Source organism: Salisediminibacterium halotolerans, from assembly GCF_003814815.1.
In the GTDB taxonomy this organism is placed as follows: domain Bacteria; phylum Bacillota; class Bacilli; order Bacillales; family Salisediminibacteriaceae; genus Salisediminibacterium; species Salisediminibacterium halotolerans.
The window spans coordinates 399,495-421,738 of the sequence record NZ_RKQQ01000003.1; the positions used below are offsets into that span (position 1 = coordinate 399,495).

21 protein-coding genes and 1 other RNA gene are annotated in these 22,244 nt (G+C 46.6%); 17 read left to right on the top strand and 5 right to left on the bottom strand.

The annotated features are described in order from the left end of the window. Positions 1-153 precede the first annotated feature (153 nt). The 3 genes from EDD67_RS07745 (at position 154) to EDD67_RS13890 (ending at position 1,557) form a co-directional block, all read left to right on the top strand. The gene (locus tag EDD67_RS07745; RefSeq protein WP_277872120.1) at positions 154-1,053 is read left to right on the top strand and encodes a chemotaxis protein; all 900 of its coding nucleotides are present in this window, start codon (positions 154-156) and stop codon (positions 1,051-1,053) included. Positions 1,054-1,181: 128 nt separating this feature from the next. After that, positions 1,182-1,307, top strand: a complete 126-nt coding sequence (yhfH, locus tag EDD67_RS07750; protein WP_371859255.1) for a protein YhfH — start codon at positions 1,182-1,184, stop codon at positions 1,305-1,307. A gap of 100 nt (positions 1,308-1,407) precedes the next feature. Next, on the top strand, positions 1,408-1,557 hold the full coding sequence (locus EDD67_RS13890) for a hypothetical protein (RefSeq protein ID WP_154718750.1): 150 nt from the start codon (positions 1,408-1,410) through the stop codon (positions 1,555-1,557). Positions 1,558-1,878: 321 nt separating this feature from the next. Here the strand turns inward: EDD67_RS13890 and EDD67_RS07755 are convergent, their stop codons facing one another. Together EDD67_RS07755 and EDD67_RS07760 are read right to left on the bottom strand one after the other, a co-directional pair. Next, positions 1,879-4,173, bottom strand: a complete 2,295-nt coding sequence (locus tag EDD67_RS07755) for a thiamine pyrophosphate-dependent enzyme (protein ID WP_121439567.1) — start codon at positions 4,171-4,173, stop codon at positions 1,879-1,881. Next, on the bottom strand, positions 4,173-5,186 hold the full coding sequence (locus EDD67_RS07760) for a 2-oxoacid:acceptor oxidoreductase family protein (protein ID WP_093072260.1): 1,014 nt from the start codon (positions 5,184-5,186) through the stop codon (positions 4,173-4,175). Before EDD67_RS07760 ends, EDD67_RS07755 begins: the two co-directional genes overlap by 1 nt. A gap of 282 nt (positions 5,187-5,468) precedes the next feature. On the opposite strand from EDD67_RS07760, the gene EDD67_RS07765 reads away from it, so the two are divergent. The 3 genes from EDD67_RS07765 (at position 5,469) to EDD67_RS07775 (ending at position 7,754) form a co-directional block, all read left to right on the top strand. Then, entirely contained in the window at positions 5,469-6,110 is a 642-nt protein-coding gene (locus EDD67_RS07765; RefSeq protein WP_121439566.1) for an HD domain-containing protein, read from the top strand. A 65-nt stretch (positions 6,111-6,175) separates the two neighbouring features. Further along, positions 6,176-6,697, top strand: coding sequence for a type 1 glutamine amidotransferase domain-containing protein (locus EDD67_RS07770; protein ID WP_121439565.1), 522 nt, complete (start codon positions 6,176-6,178; stop codon positions 6,695-6,697). 109 nt (positions 6,698-6,806) lie between these two features. Next, positions 6,807-7,754: an alpha/beta hydrolase gene (locus EDD67_RS07775; protein WP_121439564.1), complete on the top strand. Its 948-nt coding sequence runs from the start codon at positions 6,807-6,809 to the stop codon at positions 7,752-7,754. Here EDD67_RS07775 and EDD67_RS07780 read toward each other — a convergent pair. Both EDD67_RS07780 and EDD67_RS07785 read right to left on the bottom strand, forming a co-directional pair. Next, the gene (locus EDD67_RS07780; RefSeq protein ID WP_277872123.1) at positions 7,709-8,971 is read right to left on the bottom strand and encodes an MFS transporter; all 1,263 of its coding nucleotides are present in this window, start codon (positions 8,969-8,971) and stop codon (positions 7,709-7,711) included. The two genes, EDD67_RS07775 and EDD67_RS07780, sit on opposite strands and share 46 nt — an antisense overlap. Beyond that, the gene (locus tag EDD67_RS07785; RefSeq protein ID WP_121439562.1) at positions 8,917-9,315 is read right to left on the bottom strand and encodes a hypothetical protein; all 399 of its coding nucleotides are present in this window, start codon (positions 9,313-9,315) and stop codon (positions 8,917-8,919) included. Before EDD67_RS07785 ends, EDD67_RS07780 begins: the two co-directional genes overlap by 55 nt. A gap of 146 nt (positions 9,316-9,461) precedes the next feature. On the opposite strand from EDD67_RS07785, the gene EDD67_RS07790 reads away from it, so the two are divergent. The 10 genes from EDD67_RS07790 to moaA all read left to right on the top strand — a co-directional run bounded on the left by EDD67_RS07790 (position 9,462) and on the right by moaA (position 20,148). Next, positions 9,462-11,747 (top strand): DEAD/DEAH box helicase, encoded by a 2,286-nt coding sequence (locus tag EDD67_RS07790; protein WP_121439561.1) that lies wholly within the window; start codon positions 9,462-9,464, stop codon positions 11,745-11,747. A gap of 21 nt (positions 11,748-11,768) precedes the next feature. Continuing rightward, positions 11,769-13,043, top strand: coding sequence for a ribonuclease H-like domain-containing protein (locus tag EDD67_RS07795; protein ID WP_121439560.1), 1,275 nt, complete (start codon positions 11,769-11,771; stop codon positions 13,041-13,043). Positions 13,044-13,069: 26 nt separating this feature from the next. Then, the gene (locus EDD67_RS07800) at positions 13,070-14,983 is read left to right on the top strand and encodes a DUF294 nucleotidyltransferase-like domain-containing protein (protein WP_121439559.1); all 1,914 of its coding nucleotides are present in this window, start codon (positions 13,070-13,072) and stop codon (positions 14,981-14,983) included. A gap of 1 nt (position 14,984) precedes the next feature. Further along, a complete protein-coding gene (locus EDD67_RS07805) occupies positions 14,985-15,722 on the top strand; it encodes a 3'-5' exonuclease (protein ID WP_121439558.1) in 738 nt (245 codons plus the stop codon). A 243-nt stretch (positions 15,723-15,965) separates the two neighbouring features. Further along, positions 15,966-16,529, top strand: a complete 564-nt coding sequence (locus tag EDD67_RS07810; protein WP_121439557.1) for an SLOG family protein — start codon at positions 15,966-15,968, stop codon at positions 16,527-16,529. Positions 16,530-16,591: 62 nt separating this feature from the next. Beyond that, complete coding sequence (gene gpsB, locus EDD67_RS07815; protein WP_093072249.1) at positions 16,592-16,924, top strand: cell division regulator GpsB; 333 nt, start codon at positions 16,592-16,594, stop codon at positions 16,922-16,924. 12 nt (positions 16,925-16,936) lie between these two features. Continuing rightward, the gene (locus EDD67_RS07820; protein WP_307723711.1) at positions 16,937-17,344 is read left to right on the top strand and encodes a reverse transcriptase-like protein; all 408 of its coding nucleotides are present in this window, start codon (positions 16,937-16,939) and stop codon (positions 17,342-17,344) included. Positions 17,345-17,395: 51 nt separating this feature from the next. Continuing rightward, an RNA gene (rnpB, locus tag EDD67_RS07825) (RNase P RNA component class B) lies at positions 17,396-17,771 on the top strand. A 95-nt stretch (positions 17,772-17,866) separates the two neighbouring features. Then, positions 17,867-19,015 (top strand): THUMP domain-containing class I SAM-dependent RNA methyltransferase, encoded by a 1,149-nt coding sequence (locus tag EDD67_RS07830; protein WP_121439833.1) that lies wholly within the window; start codon positions 17,867-17,869, stop codon positions 19,013-19,015. A 113-nt stretch (positions 19,016-19,128) separates the two neighbouring features. Then, positions 19,129-20,148 carry a GTP 3',8-cyclase MoaA gene (gene moaA, locus EDD67_RS07835; RefSeq protein WP_121439556.1) on the top strand — a complete coding sequence of 340 codons (1,020 nt, stop codon included), beginning with the start codon at positions 19,129-19,131 and terminating at the stop codon, positions 20,146-20,148. 97 nt (positions 20,149-20,245) lie between these two features. On the opposite strand, the gene EDD67_RS07840 is transcribed toward moaA, so the two are convergent. Further along, complete coding sequence (locus EDD67_RS07840; RefSeq protein ID WP_093072247.1) at positions 20,246-20,551, bottom strand: iron-sulfur cluster biosynthesis family protein; 306 nt, start codon at positions 20,549-20,551, stop codon at positions 20,246-20,248. Between the two features lie 122 nt (positions 20,552-20,673). On the opposite strand from EDD67_RS07840, the gene EDD67_RS07845 reads away from it, so the two are divergent. Continuing rightward, positions 20,674-22,194 carry a carboxypeptidase M32 gene (locus tag EDD67_RS07845; RefSeq protein ID WP_121439555.1) on the top strand — a complete coding sequence of 507 codons (1,521 nt, stop codon included), beginning with the start codon at positions 20,674-20,676 and terminating at the stop codon, positions 22,192-22,194. The last annotated feature ends 50 nt before the right edge of the window (positions 22,195-22,244 follow it).

Below are 22,244 nucleotides of genomic sequence, written 5' to 3' on the forward strand. Positions count from 1 at the left end.
AATAAAAAAAAGAAGCAATTAAAATTTGTCGATTTTGTGAAAATGCCGCAAAATTTTACGGAAATGTAATCGCATATACGCGCATTACATGGTACTCTGTACTCAGGATAAAAGACAGGTGAAAGAAAAGTCACCGCTAGGAGTGAGTGTGAAGTGAGCAGAGACGAAAAAGGGATATTGTTAGAAAGCGGCACGAATGAATTAGAAGTGATCATGTTTACGGTCGGAAGCGGGACCTTCGGAATTAATGTTATGAAAGTCCGAGAAATTTTACAGCCTGTCGATGTTACACTCATGCCGCATATGCACCCGCATGTGCAAGGGATTATCCGCCTGCGTGAAGAAATCATTCCTGTGATTGATTTGGCTAAGGCGATCGGTTTTTCCCAACCGGAACAATCGTCTGCGGATAAATTGATTGTTGCGGAGATGAACCAAATGAAAGTGGCCCTGCATGTCCATTCAGTATCGCGTATTCACCGGATTTCTTGGGAACAAATTGAAAAAACCGGAACACTCGGGCAAGGGCTTGACGATGTAACGATCGGCGTTATTAAAATGGAAGCTAATATGATTTTGATGCTGGACTACGAAAAAATTGTTTATGATATTTTGCCTGAAAACGGGATGAAGTCAGCAGCGGTTGATACGAGCCGAGCCGCAAAGCGAAAAAATAAAACCATTTTGCTGGCGGAAGATTCATCCATTTTACGTGAATTGCTTAAGAACACATTGACCGAAGCCGGTTATGAAAAGTTAATGTTTACTCAAGACGGCAAAGAAGCGCTTGAGACGCTTGATTCAAGTCATGACAAGGGGGAGATCGATGCGGTCATTACAGATATTGAGATGCCGCTGATGGATGGTCATCATTTAACTAAATTGTTAAAAGAGGAACGCGGCCGCCGGGAGCTGCCCGTATTGATTTTTTCATCTCTTATTACAGGTGATTTGTATCATAAAGGGGAACGCGTCGGCGCTGATGCTCAGATCAGCAAGCCGGAAATCGCCAATCTCGTCGAAGAGCTTGATAGACTGTTGGCGGTGAAGTAAGAGAAGTAAGAACTGTATTTTTACAGTTCTTTTTTTATTGTCGAGATTGTTGCAAAACAATGTTGTGTATTAACTATTGTTATAGTACAATGTAAACAACAAATTAAAGGAGGGCGAAAAAGATGTTAATGTCGAGCGTCGAATTTTTTCAAAAATTGCCTGCAAAACAATGCAGCACGTGCGGAGAAAAGATTGAAGAAATGCATGAATGCTATTCGAACGAATGCGAAAAGTGCTCATCTGCGAAGCTGTAAGCAGCAGCTGACAGAAGCAGGATCATCTTTTTTGCCGCTGACGTGAGAAAAGAGCTGTGATCATCCTAATGATCACAGCTCTTAGAGTGTGGACAAAGTCATGACATCAATCGATATCCTATTAAAAGGAACGGATGACGACGCAACGTCCGTCTTCTTTCACCTGAAGGTATCACTGCGACATCGGCTCAAAAAGACTTCGCCGTGTCTTACTAGTCCGCGGGCGAGCGCCGAGCCGCTTCGGGCTTAGCCCTGCAGGGTCTCGCTTGTCTCCCTATCCCGCAGGATTAAGCCGGGATGCTGGGTCATCCTGCTTGTTTCAAACAGCGCAGTGTCAATTTTGTTCTGCTAAGTAAGAAAGCCACGCAACCGCTTTCTCCGACGCCTCCGGGAAAGCAAGAGACGAAGATCCGCATTCGGCGATCTAAGACCGCCGAATGCTAGCTGAGTCCTTGCCCGGGGCAAGCGGAGGTTAGCGGTTGCGTGGCTTACGTCAAAATAATCGTTATCCTACAACTTGAGAGCTGTGATCATCCCAATGATCACAGCTCTTTTTGGGTTTCTGTGCAGTCTAAATAAGAGGTGTTTCGTGTTTTGTCTTCAGGATTTTCCAGCGGCGCTCTACTTCTTCTTCAAATGAGCTGAGCAACTTGTTGTTTTCCTCTTTGAGCAAGTGTTTGGTTTTACCCATATAGCCGAGCCATTCGGACAAATCAACACGTTTTTTCTTTGCTTCAGGGTCATACGTGATCAAAGTTTCGCCGCGTTCGATTTCATAAAGAGGGAAGAAACACGATTCAACCGCAGCTTTCATGATTTTTTCACCGTCGCGGTCGTTGCTCTTCCAGTTAAGCGGACAAGTGATCAGCAGCTTGCCGTAAACGAGTCCCTCGTTTTGCGCATACCATTGTGCTTTCGCTGCTTTTTTGATGAGATCTTGCGGGTACGCTTCAGTGCCGGTGAAAACATACGGAATATTTGTCGCAGCCATAATTTGCGCTGTATCTTTATGGTGGAACGCTTTGCCTTGTTTTTCTTTGCCGACGCCGGTAGTGCTTGTCATATGGCCGATCGGTGTCGAGTAGGACATTTGTGATCCGGTGTTCATATACCCTTCATTATCATACTCTAAAATGATCATCTTGTGGTTTCTCAAGGCAGTACCGATCGCTGATCCCATCCCGATATCCATGCCGCCGTCGCCGGTCACCATGACAAAGGTGAAGTCGTCATCAATATCTACTTCGCCGCGGTCTTTCATTTCAAAGAAAGCTTCAACGGTTCCTGAAAGAGTCGCCGGACCGCTTTGGAAAAGGTTGTGAATAAACGGCTGTTTATGCGAACTGTACGGGTAGGCCGTCGTGACGACGTAGCCGCAGCCGGTGTGAAACAAGATGACAGCATCCCCTTCAATCCCCTTGAAAAACAGCTCGAGTCCGGGGAAAATTCCGCAGCCCGGGCAGGCGCCGTGACCCGATGCGAACCGTTTCGGTTTCGTCGTTAATTGACGCAAAGGCGGCACTTTAACTTTCAGTTTGTTCGTTTCTTCATCTTCCGTGACTTTGATTAAACCGGAGTTGTAAACATCTTTTGTTTGCGGTTCGATGACCGGCTGCAGTTTCAGTTCTTCTTTGCCGGGGACGATGCCGTAGTAATCAAACGGTTTTTCTATTTCTCCGGTTGCCGCGGCGTCGATGGCGAGCTGGAAGAAGGCTTCCGCGTCATCGGCGTAAAAATCTTTGCCGCCGAGGCCGAATACACGGCTTAACACTAACGTGTTATTGTCCGGGTCTTCTTGCAGCGCAGATTTAATTTCGTGCGTCAGATTGGCGCCGTTTGCGCCGTATGAATCGGCGCGCTCACCGACAAGCACCGCTTTGACATTTTTCAATGCCTGGCGGATATCTTCAGACGGGAACGGACGGATGACGTTTGGACTGATAACGCCGGCTTTAACACCTTCGTTTCGAAGGCGGTCGACCACGTCTTTTGCCGATTCCGCCGCAGAGTTTAATAAGAACAAGGCTACTTCTGCGTCTTCCATGCCGTATTGATCAAGAATGCTGTAGCTGCGTCCGGAAATTTCTTCGTATTCTTCGGCGACTTCTTTATAAACATCGTAAGCACGATAAAGAGCTTCCGACTGCTGAAAATGATTGTTCAGCAAATCGTCGCCGTTCATGTGCGCGCCGATCGTTACCGGCTGTTCTTTATTAATCGACGTCGGATATCCTTCCGGAGCTTCGCCGACAAACGCTTGGACCGGTTCGCGGTCTTTGAATAAATCGACTTTTCGCTTTTGGTGAGATGTGAAAAAGCCGTCGTAAGCGACTATAACCGGAAGGCGAACATCGCTGTGTTCAGCAATCTTCAGCGCCATAATATTTAAATCGTAAACTTCCTGCGGCGTGCGGGCTGTTAAGATGACCCAGCCGGTATTTAAACCGTAGTATAGATCAGAATGATCGCCGCGGATATCGAGCGGTCCGCTGACAGCGCGGGTGACGAGGTTTAACACCATCGGAAAGCGCAAGCCGGACTGTGCGGGGAGCTGTTCGATCATATACAAAAAACCGTTCGCGCTTGTGGCGTTAAAGACCCTTGCGCCGGTGGTGGCAGCGCCGAAACAAATACCGGCCGATCCGTGCTCGCCGTCGGCGGCAATCAATTCAATGTCATGCATGCCTTTCGAAGCCATCATGTCCAAATATTGAGCGACTTCCGTTGACGGTGTGATCGGAAAGTATCCCATCACGTGATAGTTAATTTGCGCTGCGGCCATCGCAGCCATCTCGTTTCCGGATTCAAACGTTTGAACTTGTTCCGGCTTTGTTTTTTTCGTGACATTCTTTTCAGTCATCGCCATTATTTCATACCTCCTGATACGAGCGGAAAGTTATGCTTTACACGGTGTTCATCGGCATAGCCTTTTTCTTCAACCATATCGGCGAGCGCGTCGGTCGGGCAGGCGTCGACACATTTGAGGCAGCCTTTGCAGTACTGGTAATCAATCCCTTTTAAAAACATTTGCGGTCGGCCTTTTTTATCTTCTCCTTGTTCCCAAACAAAGCAGTAATCGGGACAAACCGTATCGCACTGAGCGCAATGAATACAGCTGTCGGCACGATACTCCGGCAAATAGCCTGTGCGCGAACCGCTCAAATCTTTTTCGATACTGTTTGCTTGAGCGCTGATAATGCCGCCGATTTCCTGGGTTTCATAACCTAGACGCGGCTGCGGCCGGGTGAAAGATTTATTTACAGCTTCTGCTGGAACATCGAACGTTTTAAACTGTACTTCATTGTATCCGCGGTCAAACGTACGCAAATTCGGTTCGACAAGGTGCGGATATTTTTTTTCAAATGTCGTGCGGATGACACCGCGCATATGCTCAGCATCGAGGAAATCGAGAATGCGGTAAAGCGCCCCGAGCATGGCGGTATTCACTTTCGTTTTTTCTTCGTTGGCGATTTTTAACGCGTCAACTTGAGCGACCGTTCCGTACTCAAGCCCTAAATCCTGCTTGATCGTTTCAAAATCGCTTTCTGTATTAACGAGTACGACGCCGTCAGCTTTGAGACCGCTTACAACATCGACCATTTTATATAATGCTTCGTGAAAAACACCGATCACATGAGGTTCTTCAATCGGTGAATGATCGCGGATTTCTACATCCGGATCGCAGTAACGTACAAACGATTTGACAGGGGATCCTTTTTTCTCTGAACCGTATGAAGAGAAATTGGATCCATTTAATCCGTGGCCGATTACCCCCGCTTCCGCCAGCATTTTTCCTGCGAGATTGGCTCCGAGTCCGCCGATCGATTCGAGACGGATTTCAAAAAAGCCAAGCTCATTTTTCTTTGGTAAAATTGACATGTGACAATCCCCTTTCAAAGTAATTGCATAACTCCCTTATCCGAAGTATAGAAAATATTCGCATAGAAAGATATGATTTGCGTCACACTTTCACAAAATGTTTAAATTTAATTACTGCTACACTTTTTTTAAAAGATCGAAAAATCCCGTCTTGCTCTGCTTTTCACAAAGTGACAGATATATGGTACAGATAATCATTGAAAATAGTACAGCATGGTACAGTTTATTTTTTTCGAATGAAAATTCATCTTGGTTAATGCTTAATAGAAAGAGGAGATAAAAATGCACGTTTTGATTGACCGAGCAGAACAGTTAGCCCGGCGATTTTTTACCGAAGATGCCAGCGGGCATGATTGGCACCATACCGACCGGGTCCGCCGCCAAGCTGTAAAACTTGCTGAGCGTGAAGGAGCGGACCGGAATATTTGCGAAATCGCTGCGTTACTGCATGATGTGGCTGATGAAAAGTTTTACAATGAAAAAGGAGCAGGCATAAAGCGGGTAGAGCACTTTTTGGCGGATGCAAATACAGACAGCGAGACAGTATGTCATATTCTTGCAGTGATTGATACGGTTTCATTTAAAGGCGGGAACAATCAATCTCCAGACACGCTGGAGGCAAAAGTTGTTCAAGATGCAGACCGGCTGGATGCGATCGGCGCAATCGGAACGGCGCGCTGCTTTATGTTTGCCGGCAATCGCGGAGAAGCGATGTATGTACCGGATGCGTCGGCAAGAACGAACATGAGCGAAGATGAATATCGCCGTAACAGCATTTCTGCGATCCATCATTTTTATGAAAAGCTTCTCTATTTAAAAGATCATATGAAAACGGAGAGCGGTTTCGAAATTGCTGAAGAGCGGCACCGTTTTTTAGAAGTGTTTCTCGAGCAGTTTTTTTCGGAGTGGGACGGGGCGAAATGATTAAAGATCATTAAGAAAGGGAAGAGCAGAAAAAGAAACGAATGAAGGAAAGGGGCGAGTGTTCTATGAAGTTAGCCGGTAAAAAGGTGCTGACAGTTATTGAAAATGATTTTGAGGATTCAGAATTGATCTACCCGCACTACCGTTTGCAAGAAGAAGGAGCCGCTGCGCATATTGCCGGGAAAGAAGCAAATAAGACGTATGTAGGTAAAAACGGCGTGCCGGTTATGTCTGACTATGCGTTTGAACAAATCAACATCGAAGATTACGATATTCTGCTCGTGCCAGGCGGATGGGCCCCCGATAAATTACGGCGTTATGACGAGGTTTTATCTTTTGTGAAATATATGAATGATCACAATCGCGTCATCGGTCAAATTTGCCATGCCGGTTGGGTGCTCATTTCAGCCGGGATTTTACAAGGGAAGAAAACAACGAGTACGCCGGGGATTAAAGACGATATGATCAACGCCGGATCCGAGTGGGTCAATGAAGCGGTCGTTACCGACGGCAAACTCGTTTCAAGCCGTCGCCCGCCGGATCTTCCCGCTTACGGAAAAGCGCTTATCGAAGCCGCATCTAAATAATGGATTCAAGCACCCGTGATATTCGCGGGTGCTTTTTTTCTTTTGTATTATATGGCGATAAGATAGAATACAAGTAGTAATAACGATCGGTAAAAACGGGGGAATTGATATGAATAAGGAACATTCTTGGCTCGACGATTTACGTGATGTGATGCCGGATTTATCGCAAAATAATCCGCATAACCGGATCGCCTCGCTTCATTATTACTTAACGTACTACGGGTTCGACAGAAATAACTTGTCCTCCTACCGTGCCGGGTTAGTGACGTCGCGGCGGTACAAGGTTTTTACCCAGCATTTTCAACCGGCGAATCCGGAGGCGGCAGTCTTGTTAATCCATGGGTTTCTTGATCATTCAGGCGGTTTGAGCAAAACCGTGAATGCTTTTTTAGAACAAAACTGTGAAGTGATTTTATTTGACCTGCCCGGACACGGTTTATCAGATGGATTGAACGGTGAAGTGATCAGTTTTGATGATTATCTCGATGCGCTCCGGGACGTATACGAAACAGTGAAGATAAACGTTTTTTGCGATCAATTTATCGGTGCCGGGCACAGCACAGGTGCTGCGATTCTTTATCATGCTTCAAGCATTCGGATGCTGCCGTTTTCGTCGTTGATTTTAGTTTCTCCGCTTTATTTTCCGCACCGCTGGACGTGGACACGGGGCTTCATTCACTATACGACGAAACTTTTACGACGGACGAAACGGGTGTTTAAGCGAAATTCCGAAGACCGATCGTACCGGGCATTTATTAAAGAAGACCCTTTGCAAGTTCAATGGATCGGCACTCATTGGCTGAAAGCGATGGAAGCATGGCAAATGCGGATGCATTACAGCCCGGTTCTCCGCATACCGGTTTATTTAATTCAAGGCGGGCGCGATAATACGGTCGATGAAAAAGAAAATATCCGCTTTTACCGGCAAAAATGTCCGAATATGCAAATCTGTTATATCCCGGGGGGAAGACATCAGCTCCTCAATGAACAGCGCGTGATCCGCGCCGATGTTCATGAACGGATGATTGAATTTCTTCGCCAGCCGTCTGTTCGGTGATGTAAAGAAAAGAGCAGAAAAGCGAACGACAAGATCATCACCGATGCAAATAAAAACGGCAGGCCGAACCATTCGGTGACAGCCCCGGAGAGAAAAGATCCGGACACCACGCCTAAAGAAAATGCTGAATAAAAAATACCGTAAGCTTTTCCCCGGTCGACAGCAGACGAGGCGTCTGCAACCATACGGTTCATCGATGGAAAAACGAAGGCGAATCCGCTTCCGTATACAACCATAGCCAAAATAATGACGATGAGCAGCTGAAAATAGCTGAGCATGATCATTGATGCGCCGATCATTATCATCCCTGCAATCATAAGGGGGACGGGATGGACGCGGTCAAACACTCTGTTAAGCGGCGTCAAAAAAACAATCAGCGCAACAACGCCGTAAACGCTCAAGAGAGCGCCTGTAAAAGCCGAAGAATAACCGGCCCCTTCGATTTTTAACGGCAGGGCAAACGCGAGCGTGCCGTTGCTGATCATGAGCGCAAAAGCCGTCAGCGCAGCTTTGAAAATCGCCGGCTCTTTTAAAACCGGTCCGAAATCTTGCAAGGAAACCTTGCCGCGCTCGGGCGGAGAAAATGATTCATGCAAATAACGCGAAGCGAAAAAAACGGTGACGGCAAACAGAACGGCCGTAAAAATAAACACGTATTCCGTTTCAGCTGAAGCAGCAATGCCCCCGCCTAGAGCAGGGCCGATAATGGCAGCAATGCCGATCGCCGCGCCGGTATAAGCCATTTTACGACCGCGGTTTTCCGGAACCGTTTTATCGCCGACATAGGCGAAAGCGGCCGGGATTAAAATTCCTCCGGCCAGGCCGTGAAGAAAGCGTATCGAAAAAAGCTGTTCGCCGCTGCCTGCGAGCGGATAAAGCAAAAGAACAGCTGCTGCAGCAGTCATTGCTGTCAGCAGCATTTTTTTTCTTCCGAAGCGGTCGATCCAGTATCCGCCGAACACATTGCCGGCCATATTGGCCAGCGAGTAGACAGCGATAATGCTTCCGGTCAATACATTCGATGCGCCTAACTCTTGAGCATAAGGCGTGATGATCGGCAGTTGTATAAAAGTATCCATAAAAGCAACTAAAATCAGCACATATAAAATCGTTGTCATGGTGTCTCCTTTCGCGGGAGCAGCCCAATCGCTAAAAACGTGTGTTAAAGACTGCTCATTGTTATGTGAACAATAACGGTTAACGTAAAAAACAGCGATGCGCGCTGGTGATTCCTGCGCCGGAACCCGTTAGCTTTGCGGCTGCGCAAATATCCGCTCAACAGCGTCAAAATCAAAAAAGCACCGGCAACGACGCCTGTTGTATAAACCGGTTTGGACGCAAAGAAGCTTCCGCCGTCGGTAACAGTGTAGATATGTAAGATGATAGCAAATGAACCGGCAATCCCGACAGCAGAATGACTTTTCATGATTTGACGGGTATAACGCGCGACATAAATCCGCACCCGGCGTGAAGAGCTTTTGCGTATGATGTAAAAGAGTGCGTACATAGATAAATTCAACGCAAATAATAAGGCAGCCGCGTACCCGGTGATAAGACTCATGATCAATCCTCCTTCAAACATGAATATGCATAGTTTAGCAAAAATTTTTTTGCAGCGGTTGCGGAATTTTGTTTTTTGCGTAATTGTTCACCTCTTCATATCCAAACACATATTCGGTATAATAAAACGAAGAAGGAGTGAGCGTTATGTTTGGTAAAAAGACGCTGCAAGATCTCATTACACAACTCGCTGCCGATGAGAATGTTGCGCAGTGGCACGAAATCCCGGAACGTCCCGCGTCATTTGCAGATTTTCCGGCAGACATGCACGAAAAGATAAAAACGGGTCTCAAGCATCGCGGGATTCGGCAAATTTACGCCCACCAGCGCTCATCATTTGATGCAGCGCTGAAAGGTCAAAGCATTGTTACGGTGACGCCGACAGCATCCGGGAAAACGTATTGTTACAACCTTCCTGTCGCGGAGCGTTTTTTACGGAACCCAAATGCCCGAGCGCTGTATATTTTCCCGACAAAAGCGTTGGCACAGGATCAAAAATCCGAATTGAATGAACTGGTTGAGGATATGGATATACAATTAAACAGCTATACATACGACGGGGATACACCGGCGAATGTCCGGCAGGCCGTCCGTAAATCCGGTCACGTCGTGATCACCAATCCGGATATGCTTCATGCTGCCATCTTGCCTCACCACACAAAATGGATATCGCTGTTTGAAAACCTTGAAACGGTTGTGATTGATGAACTTCATACGTACCGGGGAGTGTTTGGCTCCCATGTTGCGAATGTGATCCGCCGGTTAAAACGGATTTGTGCGTATTACGGAAGCCGTCCGACGTTTGTCTGCACGTCCGCGACGATTGCCAATCCGGTTGAGCTCGCTTCTGAGCTGACCGGTGAAGATGTTCAGCTCGTTAACAACAACGGCGCCCCGAGCGGGAAGAAGCATTTTGTTATGTATAACCCGCCCGTTGTACATGAGCAGCTGAATATCCGCCGCAGCGCCACAAAAGTTGTCAATCAGCTTGCGGCCGCCTTTTTAAAAGAAAACATTCAAACGATTGTGTTTGCCAGAAGCCGAGTGCGGGTCGAGGTGATTTTAAGCCATCTGCAAGAGCTCGTGAAAGACGAGATTGACCAAAAGCGGATTCGCGGTTACCGGGGCGGTTATTTACCGAAGCAGCGCCGGGAAATTGAGCGGAATTTACGCAATGCTGAAACGATCGGCGTCGTCAGCACAAATGCGCTTGAACTCGGTGTCGATATCGGCCAGCTGCAAGTTTGTGTCATGACAGGTTATCCCGGGTCGATAGCTTCGAGCTGGCAGCAGGCCGGCCGCGCCGGCCGGCGTCAGGATGAATCTGTTGTCATTATGGTTGCGAGTTCATCCCCGGTGGACCAATACATTTTACAGCACCCGGAATATTTTTTTGATCACACGCCGGAAACGGCCCGGATTAATATAAATAACCTCGTTATTCTCGTCGATCACTTAAAATGCGCAGCCTATGAACTTCCGTTTAAACAAGGCGAAACTTTCGGCACAGAAGATGTCAGTGAAATTCTCGAATACTTAACGGAAGAGCGGGTTCTTCATCAATACCGCGGCCAGTGGCATTGGATGAATGATGCCTTCCCTGCGCACAACATCAGTCTGCGCTCGGCCGCTCAGGAAAATGTCGTGATTATTGATCAGACGGTGACCGAACATCACCGGGTTATCGGTGAAATGGACACATTCAGCGCGTTAACTTTATTGCATGATGAAGCGATTTATTTGCATGAAGGGACACAGCACCAAGTCGAGCACTTAGACTGGGATGAGAAAAAAGCTTACGTGCGCGAAGTCGATGTCGACTATTACACCGACGCGAATTTGGCTGTGGAACTGAAAGTGCTCGAGATCGACGAGGAGAAAGCGGCCGGGAGCCATGCCGCCTCTTACGGGGACGTCATGGTCACGGCGATGGCGACGATCTTTAAAAAAATCAAGCTCGACAGCTTTGAAAATATCGGTTCAGGGCCGATTCATTTGCCCGAGCAAGAGCTGCATTCAAACGGAATTGCTCTGACATTTGCGCCTGATTTTTTTTCCGGGCTGTCTGAAGAAGCGCAAGAACATATCCTGAGCGGGGTTGCCCACGTATGGCAGCACGTCGCTTGCGTGCACGTGATGTGTGATAAAAACGATCTTCACGCTGTCGCCCAAGTGAAAGCGACGCATTCAGAAAAGCCGACAGTCTTTTTATACGACCGTTACCCCGGGGGCATCGGTTTGAGTGAACGTATTTTTCACCAGTTAAACGATATTTTGCATGAGTGTTTGAATTTTGTTTGGTCGTGCCCGTGTGAAGGGGGCTGCCCATCTTGTTCCGGAACAGATGCCCTCGTGCATGATGAAACAGAAGTGAAGACGTGGATATTAAAGGCTTACAGTACGCTTGTTTCGTATGACCATGCTGCTGATTAGGTAAAGGCGGGTGAAGAACAGATGAGTATGAAAGCCAAGCTGCAGCGGATGAAAACGCACTTAGCCGCTGAAGATGATGCTGACGGCGAAGAATCCGTCTCAGGAAATACGGAAAAATCATCACCTCAAACGAGAACTGACAGAGCGGCAGAAGATGCTTTTAAACAACTCGGTTTTATCCCGTTTTCAGCTGCCGGCGAAGTATCGTTTCGCAAGAAAGTGTTTTACCCGGAACAAGCAGAACCGGGAGAGAAAACGGCGTATGAACGGCTCAATGACATGCGGTCATTTTGGTCGCAGCACAGCTCATCTCATGCACTCAGTTTCGGGAACGTTCCGGTGCAAAACCTGCTGTTTTTTGATACGGAAACGACCGGCCTTTCACAAGGAGCGGGAAATCGGATTTTTTTAATCGGATACGCCCGTGTATTTCCTGACGGCACGGAAGTGACGCAGCATATTTTGCGCGGGCCGGCAGATGAGACTGCTTTTTTAACGGGTTTTCTGGATGATTTTCATGCTGATGATGTCATTGTGAGCTATAACGGTAAATCGTTTGACTGGCCGCAAGTTAAATCCCGCCATGCTTTTATGTACCGGACACTTCCGGAACTTCCGCAAACCGCTCATATTGATCTGCTCCATGCTGCGCGCAGGCTGTGGAAACATGAACTTCCGTCCTGCCGGCTCGCTGTCGTTGAAGAATATAAATTAAACAATCCGCGAATGTCTGATATCCCGGGCCGTTTAGCGCCGATTCTATATTTTGATTATTTGCATGAAAACGATCCTTTTCAGCTGCAAGGGGTTATTTCCCACCATGACCAGGATGTGCGTTCGTTGATCACGCTCTATGATCATATGAGCCGTCTGCTGTTCTTCCCGGAAAAGTCTTTGCCGTCGGCAGAAGAACACTTGCAAATCGGGCGCTGGTTTGTGAAAGAGAGCTGGCTCAGCAATGCTGAAGATCATCTGTTTTCAGCTGCTGAAAAAGGCGGCCGTTACGCTGCCGGCGCTTACCGCGAACTCGGGTATTTGTACAAAAAATTAAAACGGCCGGAACAGGCAAAAACGATGTTCATTCAAGCGATTGAAAAAACACGCGAACCGCGAGCTGATCTTTGGGCGGAAGCAGCGAAAATCGCTGAACATTCAGACAAAGATCTGCAAAATGCGTTATACTTAGCGAGAGAAGGTTTAAAAGAAGCCGAAAAAACCCGGATTCATAAGGAAAAATTCCGGGACGATTTTGAAAAACGCATAGACAGGCTTGAAGAAAAAGTGAAGCGGCTGTAAAAGTTTGATCGCGGAGGTGGAGCGGGTTGAAAACGGTCAAATCTTACGAACATGTTATTCGGACGACGTTCCCATTTGATCATTTAACAGATGAACAGTTTGACCGTCTGATCAGCAAATCTAAACGTCAGACGTATCGAAAAAATCAGTTTTTATTTTATGAGGAAGATGAAGAAACCGATGTGTTTTTTTTGTTAAAAGGGCTTGCGAAAAACGTTTTGCATCGGGACGACGGCAAACAAATTTCTGTTCGCTACTATTATCCGGGGGATTTAATCGGGCTGATGATTTTGCTCAGCGAAGGGCAGCTAAATTTTTCGGTTCAGGCGCTTGAGGATTGTGAAACGGTGCTGTTGCCGAAAAAAACACTGCTGCAGCTGATGAGAGACAATAAATCTTTTTCCAACATTGTTTTGACAGACATCGGCGAACGAATGAAGTCGCTTTACGATGAGATCAAGCATGAAAGGCAAACGGGCGGCGAAGCTGTAACACCGCTTTTCCGCTCGCGCGTAAGAGATGTCATGTCAAAACCGACGACAGTGCCTGCTCTCGCCTCTGTATCGGAAGCGGCGAAAGTTCTTGTTCATTCCGATGCCGAGTCGCTTGTCGTCATCGGCAATAACGGAACCGTTGCCGGTGTGTTGACAGACAAGCAAGTGATTGAGTGCTTTTTAACCGGACGAGGCGGCGAGGCTGTTAAAGACTGGATGATGACCGGCGGAGGAGAAATTGAAGACCGCGCTTTTATATACGAAGCACTCGCTTATTTTCGTGAGAGCCGTACAGACTGTTTGCCGGTCATTAATGAAGGCGATTTAGTCGGCATCTTTACCGCAAAATCATTTCTGCACGTGCGTGAGTCGAAATATTTATACTTATCCGGAGATTTATACAAGGCAACGACCCGGAAAAAATTAGCTTCTTTGTCACCAAAAGCGCTTCCGGATTTTCTTGAATTTACGGAACTTTTGCTCCGCGAGCGGACGTATCCGCGTGAAGTCAGTGAATTTATATCCAATTATAATGATCAAATCCACCGTCAGGCGCTTTTCATTGCGCAAAAAGAGATGCAAGCTGAGGGGTACGGCAAACCGCCGCTCAGTTACTGTTTTATCGTCATGGGAAGCCAAGGGCGGCTGGAGCAAGCATTCAGCTCAGATCAGGACAACGGACTGATCTTGGAAGATTACGCTCATTTGGCTGACCGGCGTGAAATAGAAGAGTATTTTCACCTGTTTGCGGCAAAAGTGAATGAAATATTAGCGGAATCAGGCTTTCCGGAGTGCAGCGGCGGTATTATGGCGCGGGAGCGTAAATGGTGCCGCGGTTACAGTGAATGGAAAGCTGAAGTCTTTCGCTGGATGAAAGAAGCGGACGCTGAAGATGTCCGTAATTTTACGATTTTTATCGACTTTCGGCCGATTGCGGGCGATTATCAGTTGGCGCAGCGTCTTCGTGAAGCAGTGACGGAGCCGCTTCAATACAGCCGGATTCTGCAGGCGATGCTGATGAAAGACACCCTGAGGTTCCGGGTGCCGCTTCAGCCGCTGGGGCGAGTGAAACTTAAGGGAAAAATGAAAGAATTGGATCTAAAAAAACACGCATTAATGCAAATTGTTAATGCGGTAAGAATTTATGCGATTCGATACGGAATCACGGAAGTCAATACGACAGCGAGACTGAAAGCGCTGAAAGAGGCCGGTGTTTTTCATCCCCGGGATGCAGCCAATGCGGAAACGGCTGTCGATATTCTTATGTCCTTTCGATTTGGCGAACACGTTCGGCAAATTCGGCAAGGCAATCCGCTCTCAAACCGGCTTTATTATTCAAACCGGACAGCGGAAGAAAAGAAACAATTAAAAGAAGCGCTGACGATTGCGAAGCGTTTACAGCAAATGACGGAATTAAGCTTTCAAAAAAATCGCGGGGTGACCTAACGTGGAAGTGTCAATTTGGCCGGCAATCCGGTTTGTGCTGTTCGATTATTTCCGGTTTGTCACACACCGAAACCAGTGGCATATGAATGAAAGTCATGAGCGCGAAAAAGTGATGCATCGAATACGAAATTTTCAGCCTCCGGTTCTCCAGAGCAGCGAAACGCTTGAACAGCTGACATTCACCGTTTTTGACTTGGAAACGACCGGATTTTTCACGGAATTCGGAGATGAAATCATTTCGATCGGTGCAGTCAAGATGGATCTGACAGGCGATCATCCTCCGCTTTATTTTTACGACATTATCTGCCCGTCAAAATCTGTTTCGAAGCAAATAACAGGACTGACAGGCCTGACAAATGAAAAGCTCAGCACAGCGGAACGGTTTCCGTCTGTTATCGCAAGGTTTTTAGCTTTTATTGACGATACTGTTCTCGTGGCTTATCCGGCTTCGTTTGATGTGCCGTTTCTCGTAAATGAATTAAAAAAATGGAAACTTCCTCGTGTATCGCCGCTGTATTTAGATGCGCGAAAGATGGCAGAAGATTTATTTCCCGGACATAACAACGATTTATCCGATTGGGCGGAGCGGATGAACATGGACAAAGATTTCCGCCATCATGCATTAAAGGATGCATGTGTAACATCATTTGTATTTGAGGCGATTTACAGTGAACTCGACAGCCGCGGATTAACGCTCTGGGGTGATTTGTCAGCAGCATGGAAAGGCGGAACTTCCTGATTGCTCTTCCGCTCCGCTTCCGTTATAGTTAAGGGAGGTACGACTTACTTATAAAAGCAGGAGCGTGATGGGAAGATGGTTAAAGTTGTTCTTGCGATGTTTTTTGTGATTATCGCCTCAACGTTTATATTATTTCAGTAACCGCTAATACAATAATGCCGCCTTCCAAATGACCGGACGCGAATAAGCGATTCGGTCATCTTTCAGGCTAAACGGCGATCAACCGGTCAAAGGATGAAGACAATGTATAAGTCAGCCGCAGTTACAGGATATAAACCGCATGAAATCGGGGTCTTTAACGAACAACATGAGCAGCTCCCTTATTTGAAACGCGCCTTGCAAAAAGCGCTTACAGCCCGTATTGAAGAGTGGGATCTTTCCTGGATTGTTATTACCGGTCAGCCCGGTGTCGAGCTTTGGGCCGGTGAAGCAGCGCTGGAATTAAAAAAAAACGAGTTTCCAGATTTGAAACTGGCCGTTCTCGCACCTTTTTATCATCAGGAAGAACGTTTTCCTGAACCGGTCAAAGTGCTGTATCAAAAAGTATGGGACGGTGCAGATTTTAAAGATTACATTACGAAGCGTCCGTATGAAAACCCGTCGCAGCTGCGGATGAAAAATGAATTTATCGCAGAGAAAACAGATGCAGCCCTTGTATTATATGATGAAGAGATCGAGGGGACGCCGAAATTTTTTCTCGCTGCAGCAAAAAAACAGGCGGGAAAAACGGATTATCCGCTCGTTTACGTTACGCCTGATGATATCGAAGACTTGATCCGGGAAGAGCATATTGACGGGGCTGATTGACATTTCATTGCGATTTTGAAAGAATATAGCTGAAGAGAGACTTCCGATTGAGGTGAATCGATATGGATAAAAAACAAATAGCGAACCTTTCACGTAATGATATATATGAAAAAGAATTTAAATCAAGCATGCGCGGATACAACCAAGATGATGTCGACCAATTTTTAGATGAGGTTATTAAAGATTACGAAGCATTTGAGAACCGGATTAAATCTTTGGAACAAGAAAACGAGAGTTTAAAAGAGGAATTAGCAGCAGCGCGAGAAAAGGTAAAACAACAGCCGCCAAAAGAGCAATCTGAAAATCAGCCGTCGCCCGGAAATACGAATTATGACATTTTGCGCCGTGTGTCAAATTTAGAGAAACATGTCTTCGGCAGCAAACTTTATGAATAAGGGCCGAAAGAAATGATTACTGAAGTTTATTTTGACGGGGCCAGCGCCGGCAATCCGGGTCTGTCTGCGGCCGGAATTTTCATAAAATCGGACGGGCATATGCTGCGTTACAGTTATCCGCTGGGAACGATGAGCAATCATGAAGCCGAATTTGCTGCTGCCAAAAAAGCGCTGGAACTTTGTATGAGTCACGGCTACAAAGTCGTGTCTTTGAAGACGGATTCCCAGCTTGTTTGTGATGCGATCGATAACCGATTTGTGAAACAGACAGTGTATGCGGCTTATTTAGAGCCGATTTTGGAAATGATCGATGGGGAATTTGATCATGTGTTTATTAAGTGGATAGCCTCCGCGCAAAACAAAGAAGCGGATGCGCTCTCGAAACGTGAACTTTTCAAAAACAGGCAAAACAACATTTGATTCTCGCCGTACAGTTATGATACGATTAACTTTGGTTAATAGGGACCGTTTGTGTTCGGGTGATCGCTGTACAGCCTGGCTGTATAGAGGAAAGTCCATGCTCACACAGTCTGAGATGATTGTAGTGTTCGCGCCTGACGAAACAATAAGTCAGGGTAGCTGATTTTTCAGCTAACGGCAGGAGAAGAACCTACGTGCGTTTGGCGCATATGGATCTTCACCTTGAAAGTGCCACAGTGACGAAGTCTGATTGGAAACAATCAGAGTGGAACGAGGTAAACCCCGCGAGTGAGAAACCCAAAACATGGTAGGGGAACTTCTGCGAAGGAATTCAACGGAGCAGAAGGCAGCTCTGTATAAGAGCTGCAGACAGATGATTACCGCTTTTTGTGCGCTGCATAAAAAGAACAGAACATGGCTTACAGAACACAGACGGTCCTGATGAACTGCCAAGAAAGCTCCACGATCAAGTCGTGGAGCTTTTTTCCATAGATGATGATGAAAAGCGGAAGGATGACGAAGATGCAAACCTTTAGATTGATCGCAACGGCAGCAATGGGCTTAGAAGCGCTGACAGCGGAGGAAATAAAGCAATTAGGCTACAAAGATATTCAAGTTGATAATGGCAAAATATATTTTACCGGCGGAGCAGACGCGATCGCCCGCGCCAATTTATGGCTTCGCACAGCAGACCGGGTGAAATTGGTTGTCGGAGAATTTTATGCTTATTCCTTCGAGGAGCTGTTTGAAAAGACGAAAGCTTTGCCTTGGAACGAATTTATCGCACAAACGGATACCTTTCCCGTCGCCGGACGGTCGGTAAAATCGAAGTTATACAGTGTTCCGGATTGTCAGGCGATTACAAAAAAAGCGATCGTGGAACAAATGAAAGACGCTTACCATCTGACGTGGTTTGATGAAAGCGGGCCGAAGCATCAAATCGAAGTTGCTATTCATAAAGATCTCGTTACCCTGACGATCGATACGAGCGGGGAAGGCTTGCATAAACGCGGTTACCGCACCTTGCACAATGAAGCGCCGCTAAAAGAAACGCTCGCGGCTGCGATGATCAAACTGACGAACTGGCATCCGGACAGACCGCTTGTTGATTTGTTTACGGGATCGGGCACGATTCCGATTGAGGCGGCGCTTATCGGGCAAAATATTGCTCCGGGGATAAACCGCTCTTTTGCGTTTGAGAACTGGGCGTGGTTCGATCAAACCGAATTGACGAAAGCGCTAGATGAAGCGGAGGAAAAGGCCGATTATGAACAAGAGCTGAATATTCTCGGCACAGATATCGAACATCCGATGATTGAACTGGCTGAAAACAATGCAAAAGAAGCGGGTTTATTCGGTTTGATTACCTTCAAACAAATGCAGGCGAAAGATTTCCGGCCGAAAGAAGACTACGGAGTCATTGTATCAAATCCGCCGTACGGAGAACGATTGAATGATCAGCAATATGTTGAAGAAACTTACCGCGAGCTGGGCCGCAACCTGCGAAATTTCCCGACCTGGTCCGTCTATATGATTACCAGCCATGAAAAATTTGAACTGCTTTACGGTCAAAAAGCGACGAAGCGGCGTAAATTGTACAACGGCAATATTAAAACAACGTATTATCAATATTGGGGCGAACGGCCGCCGCGTTCGTCAAAGCAGCAATAAACAGAAAGTTTCGACTTTTCACTGTAAACATGTTGCAAAAACGTGAATATTAGAAATTTCGCTTGTCGCATACAGCTGTCCGCCTTTATAATAAAGGCAGGGAGGCTGATTTCATGGATCCAGCAATCACAGACCGTTTAGGCAGGCCGTTAAGAGATTTGCGTATATCTGTAACAGATCGTTGCAACTTTCGCTGCAGCTATTGTATGCCCCCGGAAATCTTCAATAAAAATTTTAAATTTTTACCGAAAGATGAGATTCTTTCGTTTGAAGAAATCGAGCGGCTGGCGAAAATATTTGTTCGAGAAGCAGGGGTGCGAAAATTGCGTATCACCGGCGGAGAACCGCTGATGCGCGCAGATTTGCCGCGTTTAATTGAAATGCTTTCCCGGATTGACGGGGTGGAAGATATTGCGATGACCACAAACGGTTCGCTCCTTCCTCAGCACGCGGAATCATTGCAAAAAGCAGGCCTGAATCGTGTGACCGTCAGTTTGGATTCACTCGATGATCTGACGTTTCGGAAAATTAATGCACGCGATGTCGGGGTCGAACAAATTTTCCGGGGTATTCAGGCTGCTGAAGACGCTGGTCTCGGCGTGAAAATGAACATGGTCGTTAAACGAGGGATGAACGAGCAAGATATTTTACCGATGGCGAGGCATTTTAAAGACAGCAATGTCATACTCCGTTTCATTGAATATATGGATGTCGGTAATTCAAACGGCTGGAAACTGGATCATGTCGTCAGCAAAAAGGAAATTATTTCGATAATCAATCAGGAAATGCCGATCGAGCCGAAAGACCCGAATTATACCGGAGAAGTAGCTGACAGATTCGTATTTAAAGAAAACGGACATGAGCTCGGTGTGATCTCTTCTGTAACAGACGCATTTTGCTCATCATGTTCGCGTATTCGTCTGTCGGCGAGCGGACAGCTGATCACCTGCCTGTTTTCGTCAAAAGGACATGACGTCCGCGATATCGTCCGATCAAACGCAACAGATGCTGAAGTGACTGCTAAAATTGCGCAAATATGGCATGCGCGCGATGACCGTTATTCGGAAGAGCGGTTAAACAATACGGACAAACAAGAAATTAAGAAAGTGGAGATGTCGCATATCGGCGGTTAACTATCCGCCGTTATCCGGCCCTTAAACAAACTGGCACCTGACGATGTCACGTGTTTTTAAGCAGCGGTTATCTTTTTTAAGATGACCGCTGCTTTATTTATTTCGGGTTTGTCACGTCATCAATTCGCGGGTTGTTGTATGTGACGGCGTCAAAATCAGCGTCATAATCGATCGTCATCCCGTCAAAATACCATGCGTCATCTTCAGCGATATAAAAAATAATCCCTTGTTCTTCATGTTTATAGACAGCAGAGTGATCCGGCCGGCCGCGGCTCAGACCGGCAGAAAAACCGCCGGATCCGACGCCGCCGACGCGGACATACAAGGTGAGCGTATCATTATCCGCTAAGTTCAGTTCTTGTTTATAAAATTGAACAGCTTCATTTGTAATGGTTAAATTCATCGTCTCAGTCCGCTCCTTTCTGGTGTTCTTTTTCAGTATAACATGAGCAAGAAGAGATGAATCAGCTGAAAAAAACGTGTAAAATAACGGCTGTACATATTTTTAGCGAGGAGTTGACCAACATGATGAAGACTGGCGAAATAGAGAACGAATTTTTAGAGTTTGTAAAAACGATCAGTCATTACGAAGAAGCGGTAAGTTTACTGGAATGGGATTTGCGGACGGGCGCACCGAAAAAGGGCACAGAGCAGCGCGCTGAAGTGCTCGGCACCTTATCATCGGAAATCTTCAACCTGTCTGTTTCCGAGCAAATGCGCAGCTTTATTGACCGCTTATCGGCTGAAGAAGTTTGGAATGACCTCAGCGAAAAAGCGCAAAGCACGGTGAAAGAATGCAAAAAAACACTGGAAAAATTCGCAAAGATTCCGCCTGAGGAGTATAAAGCGTTTGTCGTTTTAACATCGCAAGCTGAATCGGCTTGGGAAGAAGCGAAAGAAACGGCTGATTTTCAGGCCTTTCAACCATATTTAGAAAAAATTGTCGCGTACAACCGTAAATATGCAGATTGGATCGGTTATCAAGCGAATCGTTATGACGCGTTGCTTGATGATTTTGAACCCGGTTTGACAGTCGCAAAAGTCGATCGGGTATTCAACCGTTTAAAAGAGCAACTGGTGCCGCTCGTGCAAGAAATTAACGCTGCTTCCTCTAATCCGGAGACAGGTTTTTTATTTCATCACTTTCCGGCCGAAAACCAGCGGATTTTCAGCGAAAAAGTTCTCCAAGCGATGCAGTACGATTTTGACGCCGGCCGGCTTGATACTACAGTGCATCCTTTTGCGATCGGGTTGAATGTCAATGATGTCCGCGTAACGACGAAATACGATGAAAAAGATTTTCGCACCGCGGTTTTTGGAACGATTCATGAAGGCGGGCATGCTTTATACGAACAAAACGTTTCCGAATCGTTTGCAGGCACACCGCTCGCAACCGGAACATCGATGGCTGTGCATGAATCGCAATCTTTGTTTTGGGAAAATTTTGTCGGCCGGAGCCGCTATTTTTGGGAATCGTTTTACCCGGAGTTAAAAGCTCAGGCAGATGGGCAATTTGACGACGTATCGCTTGATGATTTTTACCGCGGGGTGAATACCGCCGGGCCGTCGCTCATACGAATAGAAGCGGATGAACTGACGTATTCATTGCACATCATTGTTCGCTATGAACTGGAAAAAGCGTTAATTAACGAAGAAATTGAAGTTGCCGACCTCCCCGAAGCGTGGAACAATAAAATGGAAGAGCTTCTCGGCGTCCGTCCGTCTCATGACGGCGAAGGAGTACTGCAAGATGTCCATTGGGCCGGCGGGATGTTCGGCTACTTCCCGTCATACGCGCTGGGATACGTCTATGCTGCCCAATTAAAAGAAGCTATGGCTAAAGAATTGCCGCATTTTGACGAGCTGTTGGCGAAGGGACAATTAGCTCCGGTTAAAGACTGGCTGACAAAAACGATTCACCAGCACGGAAAAAGCAAAGATCCAGCAGAATTGATGACTGCAGCGGCCGGAGAAACGATGAATCCGGAACCGCTTCTGAACTATTTAACAGACAAATACCGCAGCGTTTATAACCTGCAGCCGTAAGCTGAAACAGCCGGATCTATTGATTCCGGCTGTTTTTATTTTCGGGTTTA